23 protein-coding genes and 1 other annotated feature are annotated in these 22,255 nt (G+C 47.7%); of the genes, 2 read left to right on the forward strand and 21 right to left on the reverse strand.

What is annotated here, in order from left to right; all coding sequences use genetic code 11:
• Positions 1 to 20 precede the first annotated feature (20 nt).
• From GJ688_RS03235 to spoVG, 11 genes are all read right to left on the reverse strand, one after another.
• Positions 21 to 1,691: a propanediol/glycerol family dehydratase large subunit gene (locus GJ688_RS03235; RefSeq protein WP_170291611.1), complete on the reverse strand. Its 1,671-nt coding sequence runs from the start codon at positions 1,689 to 1,691 to the stop codon at positions 21 to 23.
• 32 nt (positions 1,692 to 1,723) lie between these two features.
• On the reverse strand, positions 1,724 to 2,518 hold the full coding sequence (pduB, locus tag GJ688_RS03240) for a propanediol utilization microcompartment protein PduB (protein WP_170291612.1): 795 nt from the start codon (positions 2,516 to 2,518) through the stop codon (positions 1,724 to 1,726).
• A gap of 32 nt (positions 2,519 to 2,550) precedes the next feature.
• Entirely contained in the window at positions 2,551 to 2,826 is a 276-nt protein-coding gene (pduA, locus tag GJ688_RS03245; protein WP_155475095.1) for a propanediol utilization microcompartment protein PduA, read from the reverse strand.
• Positions 2,819 to 3,268, reverse strand: coding sequence for a EutP/PduV family microcompartment system protein (locus GJ688_RS03250; protein ID WP_155475096.1), 450 nt, complete (start codon positions 3,266 to 3,268; stop codon positions 2,819 to 2,821). The genes pduA and GJ688_RS03250 overlap by 8 nt, the downstream gene beginning before the upstream one ends.
• 8 nt (positions 3,269 to 3,276) lie before the next feature.
• Positions 3,277 to 3,618, reverse strand: a complete 342-nt coding sequence (gene eutS / locus GJ688_RS03255) for an ethanolamine utilization microcompartment protein EutS (protein WP_155475097.1) — start codon at positions 3,616 to 3,618, stop codon at positions 3,277 to 3,279.
• 347 nt (positions 3,619 to 3,965) lie between these two features.
• Positions 3,966 to 5,591, reverse strand: coding sequence for a response regulator transcription factor (locus GJ688_RS03260; protein WP_155475098.1), 1,626 nt, complete (start codon positions 5,589 to 5,591; stop codon positions 3,966 to 3,968).
• Positions 5,592 to 5,603: 12 nt separating this feature from the next.
• Positions 5,604 to 6,848 carry a sensor histidine kinase gene (locus GJ688_RS03265; protein ID WP_155475099.1) on the reverse strand — a complete coding sequence of 415 codons (1,245 nt, stop codon included), beginning with the start codon at positions 6,846 to 6,848 and terminating at the stop codon, positions 5,604 to 5,606.
• A 183-nt stretch (positions 6,849 to 7,031) separates the two neighbouring features.
• Positions 7,032 to 7,976: a tripartite tricarboxylate transporter substrate-binding protein gene (locus GJ688_RS03270; protein ID WP_155475100.1), complete on the reverse strand. Its 945-nt coding sequence runs from the start codon at positions 7,974 to 7,976 to the stop codon at positions 7,032 to 7,034.
• Positions 7,977 to 8,139: 163 nt separating this feature from the next.
• Positions 8,140 to 9,048: a nitroreductase family protein gene (locus GJ688_RS03275; RefSeq protein WP_155475101.1), complete on the reverse strand. Its 909-nt coding sequence runs from the start codon at positions 9,046 to 9,048 to the stop codon at positions 8,140 to 8,142.
• 76 nt (positions 9,049 to 9,124) lie between these two features.
• Complete coding sequence (locus GJ688_RS03280; RefSeq protein WP_155475102.1) at positions 9,125 to 9,400, reverse strand: SpoVG family protein; 276 nt, start codon at positions 9,398 to 9,400, stop codon at positions 9,125 to 9,127.
• Positions 9,401 to 9,578: 178 nt separating this feature from the next.
• Positions 9,579 to 9,860, reverse strand: coding sequence for a septation regulator SpoVG (gene spoVG, locus GJ688_RS03285; RefSeq protein WP_155475103.1), 282 nt, complete (start codon positions 9,858 to 9,860; stop codon positions 9,579 to 9,581).
• A gap of 182 nt (positions 9,861 to 10,042) precedes the next feature.
• Here spoVG and GJ688_RS03290 point away from each other — a divergent pair, with 182 nt between their 5' ends.
• A complete protein-coding gene (locus GJ688_RS03290; protein ID WP_155475104.1) occupies positions 10,043 to 10,642 on the forward strand; it encodes a M48 family metalloprotease in 600 nt (199 codons plus the stop codon).
• A gap of 68 nt (positions 10,643 to 10,710) precedes the next feature.
• Here the strand turns inward: GJ688_RS03290 and GJ688_RS03295 are convergent, their stop codons facing one another.
• On the reverse strand, positions 10,711 to 11,046 hold the full coding sequence (locus GJ688_RS03295; protein ID WP_155475105.1) for a hypothetical protein: 336 nt from the start codon (positions 11,044 to 11,046) through the stop codon (positions 10,711 to 10,713).
• Positions 11,047 to 11,122: 76 nt separating this feature from the next.
• Positions 11,123 to 11,569 carry a MerR family transcriptional regulator gene (locus GJ688_RS03300; RefSeq protein ID WP_170291613.1) on the reverse strand — a complete coding sequence of 149 codons (447 nt, stop codon included), beginning with the start codon at positions 11,567 to 11,569 and terminating at the stop codon, positions 11,123 to 11,125.
• Positions 11,570 to 11,900: 331 nt separating this feature from the next.
• Here GJ688_RS03300 and GJ688_RS03305 point away from each other — a divergent pair, with 331 nt between their 5' ends.
• On the forward strand, positions 11,901 to 12,641 hold the full coding sequence (locus tag GJ688_RS03305; RefSeq protein ID WP_235910738.1) for a TerC family protein: 741 nt from the start codon (positions 11,901 to 11,903) through the stop codon (positions 12,639 to 12,641).
• Positions 12,642 to 13,244: 603 nt separating this feature from the next.
• Here GJ688_RS03305 and GJ688_RS03310 read toward each other — a convergent pair.
• From GJ688_RS03310 to GJ688_RS03340, 8 genes are all read right to left on the reverse strand, one after another.
• Entirely contained in the window at positions 13,245 to 13,523 is a 279-nt protein-coding gene (locus GJ688_RS03310; RefSeq protein WP_155475107.1) for a hypothetical protein, read from the reverse strand.
• A gap of 383 nt (positions 13,524 to 13,906) precedes the next feature.
• The gene (locus tag GJ688_RS20250; protein WP_170291614.1) at positions 13,907 to 14,044 is read right to left on the reverse strand and encodes a hypothetical protein; all 138 of its coding nucleotides are present in this window, start codon (positions 14,042 to 14,044) and stop codon (positions 13,907 to 13,909) included.
• A 164-nt stretch (positions 14,045 to 14,208) separates the two neighbouring features.
• Positions 14,209 to 16,719: a leucine--tRNA ligase gene (gene leuS / locus GJ688_RS03315; RefSeq protein WP_155475108.1), complete on the reverse strand. Its 2,511-nt coding sequence runs from the start codon at positions 16,717 to 16,719 to the stop codon at positions 14,209 to 14,211.
• A gap of 44 nt (positions 16,720 to 16,763) precedes the next feature.
• Positions 16,764 to 16,995: a binding site (T-box leader), on the reverse strand.
• Positions 16,996 to 17,058: 63 nt separating this feature from the next.
• Positions 17,059 to 17,694, reverse strand: coding sequence for a DedA family protein (locus tag GJ688_RS03320; RefSeq protein WP_155475109.1), 636 nt, complete (start codon positions 17,692 to 17,694; stop codon positions 17,059 to 17,061).
• 38 nt (positions 17,695 to 17,732) lie between these two features.
• On the reverse strand, positions 17,733 to 18,485 hold the full coding sequence (locus GJ688_RS03325) for a class I SAM-dependent DNA methyltransferase (protein ID WP_155475110.1): 753 nt from the start codon (positions 18,483 to 18,485) through the stop codon (positions 17,733 to 17,735).
• Positions 18,486 to 18,723: 238 nt separating this feature from the next.
• Positions 18,724 to 19,656, reverse strand: a complete 933-nt coding sequence (locus GJ688_RS03330; protein WP_155475111.1) for an ABC transporter permease — start codon at positions 19,654 to 19,656, stop codon at positions 18,724 to 18,726.
• Positions 19,657 to 20,739, reverse strand: coding sequence for an ABC transporter permease (locus GJ688_RS03335; protein WP_155475112.1), 1,083 nt, complete (start codon positions 20,737 to 20,739; stop codon positions 19,657 to 19,659).
• A complete protein-coding gene (locus GJ688_RS03340) occupies positions 20,732 to 22,240 on the reverse strand; it encodes an ABC transporter ATP-binding protein (RefSeq protein WP_155475113.1) in 1,509 nt (502 codons plus the stop codon). The genes GJ688_RS03335 and GJ688_RS03340 overlap by 8 nt, the downstream gene beginning before the upstream one ends.
• Positions 22,241 to 22,255: the final 15 nt, after the last annotated feature.

The following is a 22,255-nucleotide window of genomic DNA, read 5'->3' on the forward strand; positions in this document are numbered from 1 at the left end:
CGTTCCACCTCTTTTCTAAATCAAACGTCAAAGTCGGACGGTTTGATAGCCCTGCTGATGTTCGATATTTCATTCCAGCGCTCTTTGCTCAGACGATAGCCCGTTCCAGGTCCGGCATAGTCGTTGCAGTTGTTGACGGCGCTGACCACGTTGAAGTCTTTGTCCAAGATGGCCGAGGTGTGCAAGTAGTCACCGGAGATACGCTGTTTTAGCATATTCAGGACGTTTTCAGCGATATCGACAAAGCCGTTTTTCGCCAATGCCTTTACAATATCAATACCGGTAATACCCCGCTGCATCATCTCTTCGGCAGCTTTCAAGTCCTCTACGACGTTACGGGGAGGCATGTCTTTGCTGCCGTGAGCATAAGTGGCTGCTTCCACTTCTTCGTCGGTGATGGCCGGGAAGCCCAGTTCACGGAAGACCGCTTGCAGAGCCCGGGCAGCTTTGTTACGAACAGCGACGACTTCTTCTTCAGAGACAGGACGGAGACCGCCGTCGATCATCAGGTCGCGCTGGATGATGTTAAAGTCATCGAAATCTTCGGCATCGACGTTCGAGCCGGCGAACATGTTGTCATAGTTGGGGGTGGCGCTGTAACCGGAGGTGATGAAGTCGGTGCCCGGCAGCATTTGCATCAGCAGGCGGGCAGTCCGGCGCATATCGGAGTGGGAGAAGGTCTGGTCGTTACCGGAGGCAACTTCCAGGTCGAGCATGGTGGTGCAAAGGTTTTCAGCGAGAACGGCACGGATACCGCCAGGTACAGCGCCAGGGACGCCGATACAGCTGATGGAACCGTTTTGCAGACCTTGCACGCCGGCACCTTTGGTGACCATGATGCAGCGGATCTCTAAGTAAAGCATGGATTTGCCTTCGGCATAACCCATCTGTACTTCGGAACCGGTACCGGAGGTGAAGCGCATTTTCAGGCCCCGGGAAGCGTAGGCAGAAGCCAAGAAGCCCTTAGACCAGGGGGTGTCATCGCCGTCGACGAAGACGTTTTCAGTGCCGTAGACGGAGATCGTTTCGGCGTAGGCGGTGATGCCGCGCATACCGAGGAGAAGTTCTGTCGCTTCTTCCAGAGCGCACTGGATCAAGACACCGCCGCGGCCGACTTGACCGCCCACTTGCAACGACAAGGCGTTAAAAGGAGCGTAACGGACAACACCGACTGTTGTTTCCATTTCGTCGAAACCGCGGAGAGCCGCTTCCGCAGCATCCGCAGCGATTTGGACAGGGTTGTCTTGCAGGTTGGTGACGTGACACTGGTTCGAAGGGGTTTTACGGGCACGCATTTTCTGGACGGCCATCATCATTTCAACGACGTTCATCGTGTTGAAAACGGCAACCAGTTTAGCAGGTGTAAGACCACGGGCAACTTTGACGACTTCGTCACGAGAGACATTGACGTCGACGAGCATTTTGGCGATAGCGTAATCATCCATGGCCATGGCTTTTTCGGCGACGTTCACATCGATAGCGTAATCAGCGATAAATTGATCGATAAAATCGAAATCGTCACGTTGTTTGCCGTCTAATTCGACGACTTTTCCGTTCATTATTTTAATGCTGGGCACCGGGTCGTTGGGGCTGTTCATGGCGATGAGGCCAACTTCCGGCCAATCGACCACAAAGCCGTCCTGGTTGACCGGACGAGCGGCCAGCACTTCGAAGCGCTTAGAGCGTTTCACTCGCTATCCCTCCCTGTTGCTTTTCTGATGATTTAGATGTAAGACTTGGTTACGGATGGAGCCGGACCAGCCATAGCTTCTAGGAGTTTTTTGCCGAGTTCACGAGCGGCGATGACAGACTGGCGAACGGCTCCGGAATCACCGGTAACCATGAGGATGACTTCGTTCGAGTAACTAGTGCCGCCGGCAGGGCTGGCATAGCCAACGATGTCGACATTGGCCGTTTTAATAGCTGTATCGGCCATGAGGACACCGATGGCGGCAGGAGCACCAACGATGAGGCCGAAAGCTTTGCCCACAGGCGCATTAAAGGCTTTTTGGATCGCCAGGCTGGCGCGAGCGGTATATTGCAGTTCGAGATGGCCGGCATCGTTGGCATAGACATCGCCAAAGGTGCGATCCAGCTCTTTTAAGGCAACTTCGACGGCGCGGCGGGCGTCAGAAACTTCTTCGGCGCCAAAGATGATCAAGCAGCCGTGTCCGGCTCCGCCTTTTGTATCACGAGCCAATTCAATGGCAACGATTTCAGTGTTAGTGGCTTTGACGGCTTCGTCAGCAGCCATGATGTGCGGGCCCGCTCCGGTACGCGCTCCAAGGATACCGATGGAACGGTACTTCGGATCAAGCTTCATGTAGGAATGCAGAATCGGGTCAACATTCGCGATAACCAGACCGATCGTGTCACCGATGGCGGTGCCGACAAATTCGGTAATGCCAGGGTTTTTGCATTCCACTTTCGGGGCTTCCGCTTTGGGCGCTTCTACAGCAGCGGAATCCATGCGCTTTTTGATTTCTTCCATAACTTTGTCCATTAACTGCTCATGCACGACCAAGACACCTCCGTACTTTTTTTATCTTTTTATTTAATCTTAGGGAGCATTTTTTCTACATCCACATGGGGACGTGGGATAACATGGATAGAGACGACTTCGCCCACTTTACGGGCAGCTGCTGCGCCGGCGTCGGTAGCCGCTTTAATCGCGCCAACATCGCCCCGGACGAGCACGGTGACGAGACCGGAACCGATTTTTTCGTATCCAACCAACTCAACGTTTGCTGCTTTGACCATCGCATCGGCTGCTTCTATGGCGCCAACGAGGCCTTTCGTTTCGACCATTCCTAAAGCTTCACTCATGGTTGCACCCCCTTTCAGCGAGGTATGTATGTAATTCCCCCAGCCCCTCCCCAGTCATCGCAGAGACAAAGAACAGAATTTCTTTGATGCCTGCAGCCTGTAGGCGGACTGTTGCCGTCTGCTGATCAGCCGCCGGGTGGTCTACTTTTGTGACGACACCGATGACGGGACAAGAGAACAAACCGGCGAAACCCGGGGGAACAGACACGCTTAATTTTGTTGCATCTTGAATGAGAAGAATGACGGCTGCGTCCATCGCGGTAACTTGTAGGGCTGAGTAGAATCGAGGTGATTGGGCGTATTCACCGGGGGTATCGATCATCCCGCTGTCATAGCGGATCATTTGGGTTTTTGCGGCTTTTTCCGTTTCCTTCCCTTGTAACGCTTGCAAGAGAGTGGTCTTTCCTGCTCCAACGGCGCCGACCATCATGACCTTTTTCATGGTTCACCTTAGGAACGGCTTAAGCCGGCGGTGGTAAATTGCAGTTGGTTACAGAGCATATTGGTCACCTGTTGCAGCGCCGCCTCTACCGCCGATACGTTTCCGCTGATCACCAAGGAGCCAGTGAAACGGTCTAGAAAGCCAATTTGAACGGCTGCCGTCTTTGTAGCCACATCGGCGGCGATGATGGCTGCTTCACAAGGGGTGATCGTTAAAATGCCGACGGCAGAGCATTGATCGAGTCCCAACCGCTCACAGAGCTCTTTTTTGGGATTGGCAATCAAATGGGCCAAGGTGACTTGTTTACCGGGTACGTATTCTTGAATGACCCGTTGTTTCTCTTGACTCAAGGATCACCACAACCTTTCCTGGGTTTCTCGAATACCTCAAAACCCATTTGCGCTTGTACTCTCATTATCTTGCATGCCTAATATAATTGGCTTTCCTTCGTTCTTTTCCTATGAGTAACTTTGCGCTCATCATGGACTATCTTGTTCCCAGAGGAACAAACATTTTGACAATTAATTACGAACGATATGACTTTTCTGCAAATATAGGATTGTTTTGCGCAAGGAAGCAAGAAATAAAACGTTCATAGCCCATTGGGCCACAGGCTATCATGAAAATGGCTTTTTCATAAAAAAAAAGACTGAAGATTTCAGTCTTTTGAAGCATTGTTCCCGTTTTTCTGTTTTGCTCATCCCTGATTTAGGGCGGAACGCTTGATTTGTTGGCGATACTGATTCGGGGTCATACCGGTTGATTTGCGAAAAACTCGGCAAAAATAGCTGGAATCCTGGTAGCCCACTTGACCGGCAATTTGTACAAGGTTCATATCGGAGTCACTTAAACATTTTTTAGCCTTTTCCAGACGAACCTCTGTTAAAAAGTCGACGAAGTTACATCCCTTCTCTTGCTTAAAGATGCGGCTGAAGTAATAAGGCGATAGATGGACAAACCGGGCCACCTCTTCTAAGGTTACATTGCGCTGGCAATTGGCGGTAATGAACTCACAAGCTTTATTGATGAGCCGCTGATTCGTACCGGAACGGTTTACCGTCATGTTTTCAAAGAGACGATCCACCGTGTGGCGCATAGATTGGGATATTTCCAGTTTCGTGCGACATTTCATCAATCGATGGATATGGGCCTGATTGGCTAAAGTCAACTGTTCCAAGTTCGCTCCGCCTTCAACAGCCGCTCGGGAAAGAAGAATCAGCAATTCCAATAGATAGGTTTTCACAGATCCTTCGTTCGACACCTTGTCAAATACATTCTCTAGTAGCGCTGTTAATGCCGCGTAAGCATCATCTCGTTCCCCGCAGCGAACTTTTTCCAACAATACTCGTTCTCCTTGAAAGGGGAACACAACCGTGTCGGGTTTTAAATGAGGCACATCCTCGATATGAATGACCTGATTCTGCCCCAGAAAATAGCTTTGTCGAGAGGCCGATAGTGCTTCTTGATACGATTTCCCCACTTCCGCCATATTGCCGTATCCACGGCCGATGCCAATCGTCACAGTGACATCCATCGATTGACTGATCCGTTTGCGAATTTTCTCGGCCACACGACGACTATAGTTGTAGGCACAACTGATGACAGAAGCATCCCACCCTAAAAGGACGACAAAACTATCCTGTTCAAAAGGGACAATAAGAGCTTCTTCTCCGATAAGTGAGACCAAATTCTCCAAAAGCTGTTGTTTGAAATACTGTTTTTCTAGTTCTGTCTTGTTGGACATCATTTCTGAAAAACGATCCACGTCGATGACCATGGCGATGGCTGCATGGAAATTGAAATTCAAAAAAGCTGCTCGTTCATGAATCTCTTCCAGTGTCTTTATTTTTCCACTCACCAGATCGGTGACAAAAGACATTTGAACGAACGGTTTTGCCTTGAGCAACTGTTGCTGCATCAGTTCTTCTTGGCGTATTTTCTCTTTTTCTGAGCGAACTTGTTCTATGACCGATGAGAGGACCTTCACCAAATCAGCCGGACGGATCGGTTTGAGCAGGTATTCAACAGCACCCCATTTAATCGCTTCATGGGCGTAACGAAACTCGTCAAAAGCGGTGAGAATGACTATTTTCACTTGAGGCAACTGCTGGCGTATACACTGCATTGCCTTCAAACCGTCCATTCCGGGCATTTGGATATCCATCAAAATGATGTCAGGCCGAACAGCAAAAGCCACCGTACAGGCATCTTCACCGTTATCAGCCTCAGCAATCACATCAATCGATGGGCATTGCACCGATAAAATCTGCCGGATGGCTTGCCGTTCTAACGATTCATCATCGACAACCAGTAACTTGCACATTTCTTGTCTCCTTTACGACGGATACTCTGTTTTCCGGGAAACGGGCAGATAAATGCAAACCGTCGTCCCTTTTCCGGGTTCCCCGGAGATTTCAATCCCGTATTCCTTGCCAAAATAGTGTTGAATCCGGTTGTGCACATTCATGATCCCAAGACCTGTCGTATGGCTCTGTCCATGTTTATGGTTCCGTTTTTTCCCGTCATCAAAGATGAGGGAAACCTGATTGGCTGCTATGCCTATCCCAGTATCGGCAATGGTAATTAATAGCCGATTTTGATCTTCGGCGGCAGAGATCGAGATTTGTCCTGCCCCTCTTTTAGGTTCCAAGCCATGAATGATGGCGTTTTCCACCAAAGGTTGTAAAGTCATCGTAGGAATCTGTAAATCCAGCAATTCTTCCGGTATATCGACAGTAGCACCGATCCGGTCACCAAAACGAGCTGACTGGATCGATAGATAACTTTGAATATAATTGATTTCACTCCGAAGGATGCTCATAGGGCGATTATTGCGTAGATTATGGCGCAGTAAGTCTGATAAGGCATATACAATCTCCTCCGTCTGTGTGGCTCCTTCAAGGAGAGCAAGTCGAGCGATGGTGTTTAAGGTATTGAATAAGAAATGCGGGTTTATCTGAGACTGTAGAGCCTTGATTTCGGCTTCCCGCAACATCTTCTCTAAATCAGCCTTATCTTTCATCTGGACCATGAGTTGACGTTGTATGATATTGACCATACCGATCTCTACGATGTAATTGGTCATGATATATAACAAATCGGCAGCAGCTTTGACTTTGTTTTCCGGTACAACTTCTAATTGCGTGAATGTTTCTTTTACTTTTTCCCTGTCTAGACCTAAATCACGAGTTTTTTCAACGGCCTCCGCATAAACGTCATAATCCTGATCGGCACAGACGACTTGTCCAGCTAAAAAAGCACCCATATATTGCCCGTTGACGATGATCGGAGCAGCCACATCGGTCAATCCGCTGTGACAGCGAAACACATGAGCCCCCTGAAAGGTAACGGCCTTTCTGCCGCCGAGATCATCAGAACACATACATCTGGATAGTCCTTCGGAAGTAGAACGAACATAAAGGCAAAAGGAGGTAAAATTGCTCGGTTCGGTTACGGGCCGCCCATCACGATCGACGATGACCGCTGCCAATCCCGTGGCTTCGGCAAATTTATTTTGTATTTCTTGTAACTTTCCTACATCTACAATATCATTTAACAGATGATCCTGGTATTTTTCCATGGGTACCTCCGTTTAGAAAAACAATAAAATCGACTATTACACAAAGAGATCTCGTCTGAACCAAAAGCGCGCTAATTCGAATTAGTATTCTACATTTATCTCCGGTCCCCTGCTTGTTATTGTTTTCCTCTCCACAATCTCGACAAAAAAGAACCGGCACCTTAGTGCCGATGGTCAGAGTGATTAGGGCTCATAAAAAGCAGCGACTTCCTCCCCCGAAAGAAATTCCGGTGATTGACCAATCCTTGCCAAGTCTTTCAGATAGCTGGGGTCCATGCAGATATTCTCGATACCATTGCGAAGGCGATTAATGATTTCCGGGTTCGTGCCTTTCGGCACAACTAGTACTTTTCGGATCCCTGCGTTGAAATCGACTCCTTGTTCTTTAAAGGTAGCTATATCCTTGACAAGTGGATCACGCTGCTCAGCTGCGATGGCGACAAGGCGAAACTGATCGGCGTCACGCATAGCCACAAAGAGACTAGAAAGAGCTGCATCCACAGTTCCTTTTGCTAAAGACTCATTCAGTTCCTCTGAACTTGCGAATAGGAGTGGAGTCACTTTAATCCCTAGAAATTCTTGCAATGAAGAGAGAGCCACAGGGCAACCATCGGGGGTATTCAATAAGCCGACGGTCAAATTTCCCTTCTTTTTTTTCGCTTCCACACAAAAGAGATCAACCGTTTTGATCGAGCTTGACTGATTGACGTAAAGCACCAGGGGATAATAAGCCACCTGACCTAGATGAAGCCAGTCATTATTTCCTTTCTGTCTCAGTCCTTGAAGGACGATCTCAGGGGTACTTACTAGGCTGATAGAATAGCCTTCGGGCTTGACTTGAGTAATATCGTGAACTCCCTTCTCGCCATTGAAGATAGTTCTGTAATCTATCGATAAGGGTTGCTCATTGAAATACCTTTTCCAATATTTCTGTATAATCCGGATTTGAAGATCACTTAGACTCCCGACCTCTTCAGTCATGATCAGGCTAACCGGTTTTTCCGGGAAATTGGCATAGAGGGGATCCGTTACCGGTTCAACTTTGCGGATACACCCTGTTAGCAGAATTGTAAAGATAGCGATAACCCCCAAAAAGAGAAATACATAGATTGGCATTTTCCGATTCAAAAAGAACCCTCCCACTATTCAGGTTTATTGGTTAAGATCACCTTTGTATCAAGCGGTATTACATCGTACGCATGACTATCTCAATCATTCCGCCCATAAAAAAACGCCCCGAAGGACGTTTAGTGGTGCTCTAAAATAATGGTTTCGGTGTTACCTGGGCATATCAATAATATCGTACATCGGCAAAAGTGCGCTTCAATGCCCGTTGATAGGTAAGCGTTGGATAGCCAAGGATAACTACGATACCCGATTGATATTTCATAGGTAAGCCGTACTTTCTCTTTAAGAAATCACTGTATTTGACCACAGGAGCAACGGAGCCAATCATGCAGCTTCCCAAACCTAATGACTCGGCAGCCACCATGGCATAAGTTGCGGCAATATAGGGATCAGCCGGATCAGCATAAGGCGAACTGGTAAAGAACAGTGCTAGCGGAGCATTATAAAGCAACCAGTCCTCTCCTTTTTTCTTCCCATCAATAAACATATTCAAGGCAGGAACGACAAAACTCTTCATGAGTTCATGTTCTTCCTCCCCCATGAAGGGTCTCTCCAACATCAGCATTGGCGGAGAGAGGAGCCACTTTTTGCTGCAGGCAAAATCAACAAGATCATCGCTGAATCCTTTCACCTTGTCTCGACCGGCTAGAACCATGATATATACATCTGAAGGGGGAATGCCCATTGGCGCCATGGACGCGGCATCTATAATTTTTTCTATGTATTCTTGTTCCACTTCCTTTGAAGAAAACTCTCTGACACTTCTTCTCGCTAAGAGCAGAGACGTCAGTTGTTCGTAGGAGGCCCGAAGGGTTTCCTCAGATAGTGTTTTCCGATCATCTGGTGAGAGGCACCGTCCATGCACACGGATACAGTCTCTGGGACATACAGCCATGCAATGTCCACAACCGATACATCCGAAGACACGGCTTTGGTCTACATGGACCTTACCTTGTTCTATGTATAATGGTGCCCCTTTACATACACGAACACATAATCCGCAGCCAATACAACTTTCATGGTCGATCACCACTTCTGCCGTGCCTGCTGCCCGACTGGTTTTAATAGACATAACCACCCCTCCCCACAATAGTGATGTCGGTTCTATAAAAACGCCTGGATCCCTCGATCCAGGCGTTTTTCGCTAATTATCCTTCCCGCTGGTTACCCTCTGTTGTTGATTTTTCATAGGCTTCCATAATCGAATCGGTAATCATCTGCCAAGCCTGTGTTGTCAGCGGATGGGCAATGTACTTGTTTACATCGTTCATGGGTCTCCGTCTAGGCATCTCTACTATCTTGCCTTTTGGTCCTTCTATAATGCGAATGTCGTTAACAGTAAGTGCGTCATCAAAAGTGATTGATACAATCGCTTTTATTTTATCGAGGTTGACTTGCGATATTTGTACGTTGGTAATCATCATTGCCCAATCCCCCCTAGCACCAACCTCTCTTTAAAGCAATTGTAATATTTTTCTCTTGCTATGTCAATTATATACATCGTTGACCAAACCTACCTGATTATATTTATTGTTAATATATAGTAGTAATTGATTTAAAAACAAAAAACCAAGCCGACTTGGGCCTGGTTTCAATATCCCCTTATATCCCCACTGAACTCAATAAGGATGATTTTGCGCGCTCGTACGTTTCCAAGACAATACCAGTCACCAGTGCACGCGCTTCCGGAGAGACGGGGTGAGCAATATCACGGTATTTCCCGTCGGCGGTTCTCCGGCTCGGCATGGCCACAAAAATGCCATTCGGACCTTCCACCACTTTTACTTCATGAATGACAAACTCATTGTCGATGGTGACCGATGCGATCGCCTTGACGGGTCCTATTGTGTTCATCTTTCTAATTTTCACATCCGTGACATTCATCCCTCATACCTCCCTAAAGTAAAATCGTTCATCTCTGCTAGTTTTATTTTATAACGAATCATCAGATAGTCAATTGATGTATAAGGATTTTACAACCCCAATAATTATTTTTTTGTGTTAAAGTTGAGTTAATCTAGGATTAGGTTGGATGAATGCCATTTCCCTGGGAGGAGAATTGCCTTTTGTCTCTATCTGTTTTTCTTGGCGGGGATGAAAATCGTATAGCTTACCCTGCCGCTTATGCTATACTCGACGAATGTGCAGTTAAGGCGGGTCTTCGGCAGAGAATTCGCTTGCGTATAATACCAGGTTCTGGTTTAGACGGAACCGTTTCTTCCCCTTTTTCTATTTATCTTACAGAACCGGTGTTAAAGCTCAAAAACCCTCAGGTTATCCGTTACTTCATCGCTCATGAATTGATCCACATCAAATATTGGGACTACTTGAAAAATATCTATCTACATATTGATTATGATAAGTTCTGCGCACTCCGAATATTGTGCGAATTCCGAGCCGATATGGAAGGGTTACAGTTGGCTTCGATCACCGGAAATGACATAAAAACAGTCCATGATATAGCCGAAAACCCCTTGGAACGAGCTGATAAGATCACCTGTTATGAATCGGGATATCCCGAACGAAGTCAACGCATCTACTATTCTCAAAAATACAAGGATTTCGACGTGAATTTATTTGACGATGTGTTATTCGATTTTTGTTTTGAGATGAAGATCGGAAAACCTTCAGTATTTTTACGTTCAGTTAAGCGATCATTCCGATAACTTCTTGACGGTAAACAGTCTCTTTTAAAATAAAAGCAGCCCCTATCTCCTGATGGGGCTGCTTTTATTTAGTCAAAAAAATCATCAATAGTGTTGTCTATCCGAAAAAGGAGCAAAAACGAGGCGATCAAGGTAACGAAGCCCACAAAAATGGTAAATAACTCGTAATGAATTCCATCGAACCCGTCAATACTCTTTTTCCGCTGAGCCGCATAGATACCGCTAAGAACAAAGAAAACACAGAGGAGAGCCATATTGACGTCCATGAGACGGATTCCGCCGAAGACTGTACAATTCGGCTCAAAAAGGGAATAGAGCGATACGGTAATGATGACTACACCTAAAATATAACGTGAGATGACTACCGACCAGTGAGATTCTTGAAACGTTTTCGTCGTGCTCATAGGCACCATTCCTATTCTTGTGATTCTCAAGGTATTATAACAAAAATCCAAGGATACTAAAAGCATTTCACAAGGACTAACTGCCAAGCCGTTCTAATATCATTGCGAGTGACTGTACTATCGTCTGTTCATGGGTGAACAAGTACTCCAGTTTTTCCTTAAGCGCTTCATTAGCTCCTTGCTGTATTTTGTTCAACAAGGGCAACAACGTGGTGATCTCACGTTCCAGCGCTTCGACCCCATGAATGACGCTGTCCAACTGCTGAGAGACAAAAGGCTCAGTGCCAGATTCGTCGACAAGAAGCAGCTTCTCTTTGATTTCGTCAAGACTGTATTTTTGTTCTTGCATATCCTTAATCCATTGAATCCGTTCTACTGTCGATTCATCGTAAAGTCGATAGTTCCCATCGGTTCTCTCCGTAGAAACGACCAGCCCCATTGATGTATAAAAATCAACCGTCCGGCGGTTGACATTACAACGCTTAGCCAACTCACCGATTTTCAAGTGTTTTTTCTTTTCCAAGCATGCCACCCCTTTCGAAATAAACAGAATACAGTTATTGTGTACGGTTGATTGTTAAAAAATATGACGCCATAGCTTAATCATGCTCTCTAATACGCCCGTTTTCTCCATTTGCCATATCTATACCCGTCCATTATACTTAAGCCAAGTTTGGTTCCACCATCGTAAAAAGGTGTTTCAAAGGGGAGTAGCTTATTACTGATCGGTCAACAACCGGCTGAAAAGCCTGGCCGTCAGGGTGTTTAACGCCAGCAAGACCTTTGATTCAAGGTTGATTAACTTTGGATCAGGGGTCTTTTTATATATATTATAAGGAAAGGGTGAGTATCGATTGGAATTCTTAAGCAAAATTAGCGGAATTCATCTGAGCGACTTTGGAGACCCTGTATTTTGGATGGCCGTCGGGAGCATCATACTGATTGACTTAATACTGAGCGGAGACAACGCCATCCTCATCGCGATGGCTTGCCGGAATTTGCCCCCCGAACTGCGCACCAAGGGTGTGATCTGGGGAACGGCTGGTGCAATTGGTTTACGGATGATTTTAGGAGCAGCCATTATCTATCTGCTTAAAATTCCTTTGTTACAGGCCGCTGGTGCCTGCTTGCTGGCATGGATCGCGATTAAACTATTGGTTCAAGAGGAAGAACATGAAACGGTCGATGCACCTGATCGTTTGTGGCAAGCCGTAAAAACCATTATCGTGGCCGACGCCGTTATGTCTTTAGATAACGTCATGGCAGTAGCCGGTGTGTCCCATGGCAAACCAGGGTTGCTATGGTTTGGACTGCTGGTCAGCATCCCCCTCGTAGTCTACGGAAGCCGCCTTTTCCTTACCTTGATCGATCGGTTCTCGATCATCTTATACGGAGGTTCAGCGATCCTCGGTTGGGCAGCCGGGAACATGTTAGCCCACGACCCCCTTCTGATGTCTTTCTTAAAAGACATCGGTTTCTCCTCTTATCTACTCGGAGAAAAAATCCTAGGAATCTTTTTTGCCGTCTTGGTCTTATTGATCGGCTGGTTCATGAACGCTCGCCAAAAACAAAAAACTACGACCATGGAAGTATAGCCATGAATATACAATCGACACAAGAGTTCTGGGAATTTGTCGAAAGCAGGCCACCATCACTAGAGGTGAGAGATCCGTTCATCATTCGTTCGATACTCTGCAGACACTATATATGCAAGAGTACCTGAATCCTGTTCTTCCTCTCGGCCTTGGCCTACACCTTTTCCATCTTTTATGGGCTCTTGGATATGCGTTTACTCGCCGTCGATCTGCTGATGTCCCTTACGGAATCTAGTCTAGACATAACCTTGTACTCAAGTGATTCCCCCTATTTGCAACAAGCGAAAGCAGGAACTTGGGTTGACTCTTTGAAAGATACTTTCAAATATATCGGTTATATCTCCATAAGTTTTCTATTGAGCATTGTCGGGAAGATATTTTTAGATAGGACTATACCTGGGGTATTGCAGGTTAGCCCGGACTTCCAAAAACTGACCGTTACGTTCCCACGCTGTTCCTACCACTCCCGTATAACAGGGATGATATTCAAATAGTTAGGCTGTAAAGAAAACCCGGTTTAAACAATCAAAGTTCAAACCGGGTTTTTTATTGAATTCTAATATAATTATGTTATTCTGTCAATAGCCTAAGGAGGTGTTTGTTTTAACCGACAAAAGCAAACAACTCTTCCGCCAAAGCCAGGCTTTGAATGATAAATAACAGTTTTTCCAGCTTAACGATACTAAAATCCTCTTCATCTGAGGCGACGATAAGGAAGCTGTGCAGTGTCTCCGATTGGGGGCATCGATGCTTTAATAAACGCATACATTTTTTGACCCAAGCTTCGAAGGGCAAAATCCGACAGGCCACATTAGCTGATAATGGTGTCGTGATGCTTAACTTGATCATTTCGCCCTCATCGGCTAGTTCCTTAAATGTCATTCCTAATCCCCCTACGGTGATGTTTTATCATATGTTTATCATACTGATTTGGGACAGACCGTAAAGATGATATTAATTTATAAATACATTCTAAATAAACTATACAAGAATAATCTAAGAACTCTAACCGTCTTAGCTTAAATGATTGCTTTCGAAGGCCGTCTTTTCCATTAAATATATAATCGTTTTGATAAGCAATAAAAATCACTTATGTTGCTAAATCCACTGATTGTACAATGTTTCAGTCAATAATCTGTAGTCATAATAATAATTTATATTTTCAGACTAGACAACAACAGTACGTAAGCCTTCCAGAATAGAAAATTCTCCGTCGAGAAAGAAAGAAGTCCGGCACAGGTCCGGACAATTCCTTTGTCTACAATCTAGACATCCCCTTCATCCCAGGACAATTTCGTGACTTTGGTAAGATCGCCCTTCTGTTCTTCATGTCGACTAGCACGGGCATTTAGCGCTGCATCTTCATCTCCCGGTGCAATGGTGGGCTTATTACTTTCTGCCATTCAGAACACCTCCTAATGGTCATTATCTTAAGCATTAAGAAATTTATTCTACAAAATTTTAGATAAACATGGGACATAATAAAAAATAGTCTCTCTTACCGTGTTCACAGCTAATAATGTAAGAAGGCTGATCCAAACATTTTTGGATCAGCCTTCTTATTAACTCACTTCACTACGATATTGACGAGCTTATTCGGAACTGTAATGACCTTTACCACATTCTTTCCGGCGATCAGTTCCTGAACCCGGTTGTTCTCGAGAGCTTTCGCTTTCAGTGTCTCCCCGTCAAGACCGTTTGTCAGTTGTAGTTTCTCACGTACTTTGCCATTGATCTGGACGACTACTTCCACTTCGTCGCGAACAAGCGCATTTTCGTCAAAGGCAGGCCATGCCTGCTTATAGACAGAATCGCTGCCACCTAACTCTTGCCATAGTTCTTCACAGATGTGTGGGGCGAAAGGCGCCAGGATGAGGACTAGTCGGGCCAGGGCATCCTTGACCAGCGGCAGGTTCTGCTGGTCAAGGGAAACTTTATCTTTGTATTGGTAGAGGGCATTGACCATCTCCATGATGGTCGATACAGCCGTGTTAAAGTTAAAGCGCTGGCCGATATCCTCGCCAACCTTTTTCACGGAGTAGTGGGAAATACGGACCAGTTCGCGGTCATCTCCGCTCAGACCCTGCAGGTCTGGGCTGTCGATGATGAGATTTGGCACGTTGTCAAATTGGTCTCCATAGGTTTGAACAAGACGCCAAACACGGTGCAGGAAGCGGTGAGCCCCTTCGACGCCGCGATCGCTCCATTCCAGATCTCGTTCCGGAGGTGCCGCGAAGAGGATGAACAGGCGGGCCGTGTCAGCGCCATACTTAGCGATGATCTCTTCGGGGCTGACGGTGTTCCCTTTTGATTTGGACATCTTCGAACCGCCCATGAGAACCATACCCTGAGTGAGCAGGTTTTCGAAGGGTTCTTCCACGCTGACGATCTTCAAGTCATAAAGGACTTTGGTGAAGAAACGAGCGTACATCAGGTGTAAAATGGCATGTTCAACGCCGCCAATATACTGATCGACGTTCATCCAGTAGTCAGCGTCTTCTTTCCGGACGGCGAATTCACTGTCTTTAGGTGAACAGTAACGCAGGAAATACCAGCTTGAGCAGACAAAGGTGTCCATCGTATCGGTCTCACGACGGCCTTTGCCTCCGCATTGGGGACAGGTGCACTCGTGGAAGTCAGGTCGAGTGGTTAATGGAGATTCTCCAGAAGGTGAAAACTTCACATCTGTCGGCAGCATAACCGGCAGTTGCTCATCCGGTACGGGAACCTCGCCGCATTTTTCACAGTATACGATGGGGATGGGTGCTCCCCAATAGCGCTGCCGCGAGATAAGCCAGTCACGCAAACGGTAGTTGACCTTGCGCTTGCCCTTCCCTTCCGCCTCCATCTTATCAGCGATGACATTCAGTGCTTTCGTATTGATAAATCCGTTAAACTCACCGGAATTGACCAATCGTCCTTCTTCCTCGAAAGCGTGATCCATCTCTTCGGCGACTAAATCGTCCACGCCTTCCGGCTGGATGACTACTTTCATGGGGATGTTGTATTTGGTAGCTAATTCAAAATCTCGTTGGTCGTGAGCAGGCACACCCATAACAGCACCAGTTCCGTAATCGACCAGTACATAGTTGGCCAGCCAGATAGCGACCTTCTCGCCTGTCAATGGGTTGATACAGTAATGACCGGTAAAGATGCCTTCTTTTTCAGCATCTGTCGCTGTGCGATCGATTTCACTCTGGCTGAGGACCTTTTTAATAAAATTCCGTAGGTTCTCTTCGTCGGGGTTGCCGGCGACAAGGGATTCTACCAAGGGATGTTCCGGAGCCAATACGAGATAGGTGACGCCGAAGATGGTATCTTGACGGGTGGTGTACACAGTGATCTTGTCAAAATCGCCCTTCTGTTCTACTAACGGGAAGTCCGCCTCGACCCCTTCGGAGCGGCCGATCCAATTCTCTTGCATGGTCTTTACCTTATCGGGCCAACCGGGCAGCTTATTCAGATCATCCAAAAGGCGCTGCGCATAGTCAGTGATGCGAAAAAACCACTGGGCTAAGGCTTTTTTTTCAACTTGGCTGTCGCAGCGCTCACAAAGACCATCAACGACCTGTTCATTGGCCAGAACGGTAGCGCAGGAAGGGCACCAGTTCACATGGGCCTTTTTCTTATAGGCCAGTCCGGCTTTATAGAGTTGTAAGAAAAGCCATTGAGTCCATTTGTAATAATCGGGATGACAGGTGGCCACTTCACGGTCCCAGTCGTAGGAAATGCCCATGGTCTGCAATTGCCGACGCATGTTAGCGATGTTGCTCCAGGTCCAGTCGGACGGAGGCACGTTATGCTTGATGGCAGCGTTTTCTGCAGGCAGTCCAAAGGCATCCCAGCCCATGGGATGCAGCACGTTAAAGCCTTCCATGGTCTTAAAACGGGCGATGACATCACCGATGGAATAGACTCTCACATGGCCCATATGCAAGTTTCCTGAGGGATAAGGGAACATTTCCAAGCAGTAGTACTTAGGCTTGTCCCCCTCTTGTTTCAGTTTGAACATATCCCTTTCGGCCCATTGTTTTTGCCATTTCGTCTCAATCTGCTGGTAATCGTATCTCTCTTGCATCCTGACTGTAATCCTCCTAAAAACCAAGTAAACCTTTCCGCCCGCTATGGGACGAAAAGGTTATTTCCGCGATACCACCCAAGTTGACGCACCAAACAAATCAGGGTAACGTCCTCTCATCAGGGATAACGGACCTTCCGGCAAAGCTTGACAGGTAAAGACCTTTTCGCTTTGCAACTCCCGGGCGAGATTCAACCGCCTCTTCCCTGCCTCGCACCGTCCGGCAGGTCTCTGAAGGAAGAGTCTCGATCTACTGCTCCCGTTCTTCGCTGTTACCATAATAAACAGATGTATATGTTACATATTATATACATTTTCCGCGAAAATGCAATTTGTTCATTACTTTTGAGTTCGTTCTGCCTTGCCGTCTTTAAATTTGTGCCAGAGCCACCAGACGCCTAAGGCTGCGATGATGGCGATGATGACAATATCCAGATCATGTCCATACTTACGGATAGACTGCCAGTTTTCTCCCAGCGCAAAGCCGATATAGGCTAAAGCATAACACCAGGGAAAAGAACCGACGATGGTGTAGACAGTGAATTTCTTGATGTCCACCTTAGCGATACCTGCTGGCAGTGAGATAAAAGTACGGATAACCGGCAAGATACGGCTAAAAAAGATGGCCGCTTCACCATGACGCTGAAACCACCGTTGAGCCATGTCAAATTCCTTGCGGGAGATGAACCAGCCGAAATATTTGAATAAAAACTCTTCTCCTAAAGCCCGGCCGGCATAGTAAGCAGCCCAGGAACCGATGACGTTGCCCACAGTGCCAGCGACAGCCGCCCCAAAGAGGGTGATAGATCCCTGATAAGCCATGAAGCCAGCCATGGGCATGATGATTTCCGACGGCAAGGGGATGCAGGCACTCTCTACAGCCATACCGATGACGATACCAGGGTAACCAAAACCATTTAAGTAAGTGACAATCTGAGTTAAAAAAACCTCGATGACCTTGATTAGTTCACTCAACAGCGACTCTCCTTGTTTGCTTGTGCTGATTTTCGTTATTATTCCAGGGGCTTTCGAGCGATCAGATAGTAACGCTCACTGTTCACTAGGGGCGGATTACCGTTCACATCGCCATAGAGTCCGACTAGTTCCAATTGAGCATCTTTGACGGCTGACTCGATCTCTTCTGTCGTATACCACACCTGCCGGTGCGATTCTTCAAAACGCTCGTAAAGACCGTCGGGGCGAGCGACGAAAAAGACTAGATCCATCTCTACAGCCCGCTCGTTCAAAACATAATTATTTGACCAAAAATAGGCCAGATCCTGCTGAATTTCTGTAAAACTTTCATTGCCTAAAACCTGGGCCAATTTATGCTCGCTATGCAGATCCGCCACAAAGAGCCCTCCAGGGTTCAGCACCTGAGCGACACGGGTCATGACCCAGTTGAGATCATTCGCTGATTCAAGATAGTTCAAACTGTCGAGAAAACAGACGATAGCATCGACTTTCCGGGGATACTCCAGTTGACGCATGTCCTGACAGAGAAGCAGCAGTTGGGATGTTTCCAAATACTCTTCCAGCCGGTCTGCACAAAGGGCGAGCATGTCTGGAGACATGTCGATGCCTACCGTTTTGTAGCCCCGCTTGAGCAATCGCTCTGTAATGGCTCCGGTACCACAAGCTAGATCGATAACCGTCTTCGGTTGTAAGCCAAATCGCCGAAAGGCTTTTTCCGTGAATTCGATCCAATCTTCATAATTTACATCGGCCATGAGCCGATCGTAGACGCCGGCCATCAGTTCATACATATAGCTTCAACTCCGTTGAAAACTTTACCCATCCCTATTAGCGAGGTTAGTCGACACGCCTTTATACTAAACCATTTCGACCGTTTTCGCATCCCTTCAGTAAAAAAAGCTTCAGCTTCCTGTAACTTGTCCCTTTCTTCCATAAAGAAAAACCTCGAGACAGTAAATCCCGAGGTTCTTCCCCATATTTTACTTGCTCTTATGCGCGCAGGACCAAAAGTTCTATGCGCATGTGTTTCTACCGTTCTTCCCGGTTATAGGGAATGCTTAAGGCTTCCGGCGACGCCACCCGCCGGGTCTTCGTCTCCCGGGTTACTACGATGAGAACGGCGATGGTAAATATGTAAGGCAACATCTTTAAGAAGAACGATGGAATTTGTATCCCTATCGTCTGCATAGTAAAGCCCATTACATCGATGGTTCCGAAAAAGAAGCTGCCTAGAAAGGCGCGTAAAGGATTCCATGTACCGAAGATGACTAGGGCAACGGCGATCCAGCCGCGGCCGGCGGTCATGTTTTCCAACCAAGAGGGAGCGTAGGCTAATGAAAGGTATGCTCCAGCTGCCCCGGCCAGCATGCCTCCGGCGATGACACAGGCATAACGGATAGCGAATACGTTGATTCCCGCCGCGTCGGCGGCTGCCGGGTTTTCTCCGACAGCCCGGAGTTCTAAACCGGTCTTGGTACGGTACAAAAAGAACCAGAGGATAAAGATGAGCCCGTAACTGATATAGACAAGTGCGTCATGTTTGAATAGGATATCGCCAATCCAAGGGATCTCGCTCAGCCCGGCGATCGGGATGGGTTTAAAGGTGTCTGTCAATGGTACGCCGATCAGGTCTTTACCGAGAAAGCCGCTGAGGCCAGTGCCAAAGATGGTCAAAGCCAGGCCGCTCACAACCTGATTGGCCCGCAAGGTGATGCTCAAAAAAGCGTGGATCAAAGCCATCAAGCCACCTGCCACAATGGCCATTAGCAGCCCCATCCACTGGTTATGCGTACTCATAGTAACCATAAAGCCTGTCACCGCACCGACGAGCATCATCCCTTCCACACCCAGGTTCAAAATACCCGCCCGTTCCGTCAGAATCTCTCCTAATGCGGCAAAGAGAATGGGCGTGCCGGCGACGACGCCGGTGCTTAACAGCGCGAGCCATATGGATTGTTCCATCTATTTGCCTCCCTTTTCTCCCCGTACTAGGCGGTAGTTGACAAAAATTTCGCCTCCGACGACGAAAAACAGGATAGCACCTTGAAGCATGGAGACCGTCGTCGATGAAAAGCCGCTCGTTTGAATGCTGTAGCCGCCGACGAGCATACCGCCAAAGATCACCGAAACGAGCACGATAGCCGCCGGGTGCAAGCGAGCCAACCAAGCGATGATGATGGCCGAATAGCCGTAGCCGGGAGAGATGCCATGCTGCAGGCGCTGGGTGATAGCCGAAACCTCGGTCATGCCGGCGAGGCCCGCTAAACCGCCGCTGATAAACATGACCAGCAAAATATTTTTGACGTAATTCATACCGGCGTAACGGGCAGCTGCCGGACTTTCCCCGCTGACCCGGATTTCAAAGCCCCATCGGGTGTAGTTTAAGACGATGTAAAGGAGCAGTGCCACTACCACACCGAAGACCAGACCCATGTGAATGCGGCTTGTTCCTAAGGTGGGCAAGATAGCTCCTTCGGTGAACTGAGGGGAGATGGGGAAGTTGAAGGATTTGGGATCTTTCCAGGGTCCTACCACGAGGTAATCAACCCATAAGATAGCGATGTAGTTCATCAACAATGTGGTGATCGTCTCATTGACTTTGAAATAAGCCCGGGGAATAGCGGGCAGCAGCCCCCAAAGACCACCGGCCAAAAAGCCCGCTACCATCATCACTGGCAGGAGCTGATAAGCCGGCCAGTCTGGGAATGTCAAGGCCGCCCAAGTAGCTCCAAAGGCGCCCATATACAATTGTCCCTCAGCACCGATGTTCCAAAGCTGCATGCGAAAGGCGATCGACAAGCCCAGTGCACAGATCAGCAAGGGGATCGATTTGACGATCGTCTCGGAAATTCCGTAAGCAGAACCAAAAGCCCCATCGAACATTAACAGATAGACCTCCAGTGGGTCTTTCCCGGTCAATGCGATAAATAGGCCTGTGAAGATCAATCCGATGACGACGGAGAGGACAGGGACCATTACCAAGACTAGATTCGACGTGGTCTCTCGCTTTTCAAAATGCCAACGGCTAAACCAACTATTACCCATGGGCAGCCATCCTTTTCCCGGCCATCATCAAGCCGACATCTTCGAAGGTTGTCTTATGGGGATCGACCACACCCATGACCTCGCCGCCGTGGAGCACAGCAAGCCGATCTGACAAAGCAAAGAGTTCTTCTAATTCTTCAGAAATGAGCAAGACAGCAGCTCCCCGATCGCGCTCCTGCAGCAGCAGGCTTCGAATCGTCTCCATGGCGCCCACATCCAATCCTCTCATGGGATACATAGTGACAATCAGCCGTGGTTTACCCGATATTTCCCGCCCCAAAAGGAGCTTCTGCAAGTTGCCTCCAGAAAGCATTTTGACCGGGTTTTTCGGATTCGGTACTTTTATATCGTATTTTTTAATGACCTCTGCCGTCTCTTGGGCCACTTGTTTCCAATTGATAAACCCGCTAGGCATCCTTTGGACACCTTTCAGCAGATAATTTTCCATGGCATTTAAATTGGGGACCAGGCCTGTTCCCAAGCGATCTTCTGGAACATAACTGACACCGGCCTGGATCATTTGTTTGGGCGAAGCTAGGGTCAAGTCATTTCCGTCAACTTTCTTTTGGCCTCTTTCAATAGCCCGGAGGCCCGCCACTACTTCGGCCAATTCCCGCTGACCGTTTCCCGCTACACCGGCAATCCCTACGATTTCGCCGCCGTAGATATCCAAGTTGATCTCTTTTAAAGCGAATTGGCCACGGTTTCCCAGAGCCGATAGGTTATGTAATTCCAACACTTTCGAGCTGCGGTTGACTGGATTTTTCACAGTCTCAAGCATCACTGGTCGACCGACCATCATGCGGGTCAGTTCCATTTCGCTTGTTTCTTTAGTGCGAACCGTTCCGACGGAGCGTCCACCCCGCAGGACTGTGATCGCATCAGTGTGAGCCAAGACCTCACTCAGTTTGTGAGAGATGACGATGATGGCTTTTCCGAGGTCAGCCATTTTTCGCAGTGTCTTATAGAGGTCTTTGGCCTCTTGCGGCGTTAGTACCGCCGTGGGCTCATCGAGAATGAGAATCTCGGCGCCCCGAAAAAGGATTTTGACGATCTCCGCCCGCTGCTGCTCGCCCACCGATAGTTGCCAGATCGGGGAATCGGGTTGAATATGCAGACCATATTCCCGGCTGAGTTGGGCTACGCTCTCATCGATCGATTTAAGATTGTAAACTTCTTTGATTCCCTTCAGCCCAAGAATGATGTTCTCGGCCACCGTAAAAGGTTTGACTAATTTAAAGTGCTGGTGAACCATGCCGATGCCATGGGCCACCGCATCTCGAGGAGATTGTAAATCTACGGGAGTGCCTTGGATCCGTATCTCCCCTTCATCAGGCCGGTAAAGCCCGGTGAGAATGCTCATCAAGGTGCTTTTGCCAGCTCCGTTTTCACCGAGTAAGGCGTGGATTTCTCCGGCTTTGACGGAAAAACTGACCCGATCATTGGCGAGAATCCCCGGAAACCGTTTTGTGATGTTGATCATTTCTACCATGTAGTCCATTCCTTGCCACCCTAC

The organism is Heliobacterium mobile (assembly GCF_009720735.1).
Taxonomy (GTDB): Bacteria; Bacillota; Desulfitobacteriia; order Heliobacteriales; family Heliobacteriaceae; genus Heliobacterium; species Heliobacterium mobile.

Excerpts from the sequence above, each read along its gene's own strand:
- GJ688_RS20250 (WP_170291614.1), bottom strand. The coding sequence starts at position 14,044 with ATGGCAGAAAGTAATAAGCCCACCATTGCACCGGGAGATGAAGATGCA.
- GJ688_RS03250 (WP_155475096.1), bottom strand. The coding sequence starts at position 3,268 with ATGAAAAAGGTCATGATGGTCGGCGCCGTTGGAGCAGGAAAGACCACT.
- GJ688_RS03295 (WP_155475105.1), bottom strand. The coding sequence starts at position 11,046 with ATGAGCACGACGAAAACGTTTCAAGAATCTCACTGGTCGGTAGTCATC.
- GJ688_RS03335 (WP_155475112.1), bottom strand. The coding sequence starts at position 20,739 with ATGGGTAATAGTTGGTTTAGCCGTTGGCATTTTGAAAAGCGAGAGACC.
- GJ688_RS03280 (WP_155475102.1), bottom strand. The coding sequence starts at position 9,400 with ATGATGATTACCAACGTACAAATATCGCAAGTCAACCTCGATAAAATA.
- GJ688_RS03340 (WP_155475113.1), bottom strand. The coding sequence starts at position 22,240 with ATGGACTACATGGTAGAAATGATCAACATCACAAAACGGTTTCCGGGG.
- spoVG (WP_155475103.1), bottom strand. The coding sequence starts at position 9,860 with ATGAATGTCACGGATGTGAAAATTAGAAAGATGAACACAATAGGACCC.
- GJ688_RS03330 (WP_155475111.1), bottom strand. The coding sequence starts at position 19,656 with ATGGAACAATCCATATGGCTCGCGCTGTTAAGCACCGGCGTCGTCGCC.
- pduA (WP_155475095.1), bottom strand. The coding sequence starts at position 2,826 with ATGAGTGAAGCTTTAGGAATGGTCGAAACGAAAGGCCTCGTTGGCGCC.
- GJ688_RS03275 (WP_155475101.1), bottom strand. The coding sequence starts at position 9,048 with ATGTCTATTAAAACCAGTCGGGCAGCAGGCACGGCAGAAGTGGTGATC.
- GJ688_RS03310 (WP_155475107.1), bottom strand. The coding sequence starts at position 13,523 with ATGACATTTAAGGAACTAGCCGATGAGGGCGAAATGATCAAGTTAAGC.
- GJ688_RS03265 (WP_155475099.1), bottom strand. The coding sequence starts at position 6,848 with ATGGAAAAATACCAGGATCATCTGTTAAATGATATTGTAGATGTAGGA.
- GJ688_RS03325 (WP_155475110.1), bottom strand. The coding sequence starts at position 18,485 with ATGTATGAACTGATGGCCGGCGTCTACGATCGGCTCATGGCCGATGTA.
- GJ688_RS03260 (WP_155475098.1), bottom strand. The coding sequence starts at position 5,591 with ATGTGCAAGTTACTGGTTGTCGATGATGAATCGTTAGAACGGCAAGCC.
- leuS (WP_155475108.1), bottom strand. The coding sequence starts at position 16,719 with ATGCAAGAGAGATACGATTACCAGCAGATTGAGACGAAATGGCAAAAA.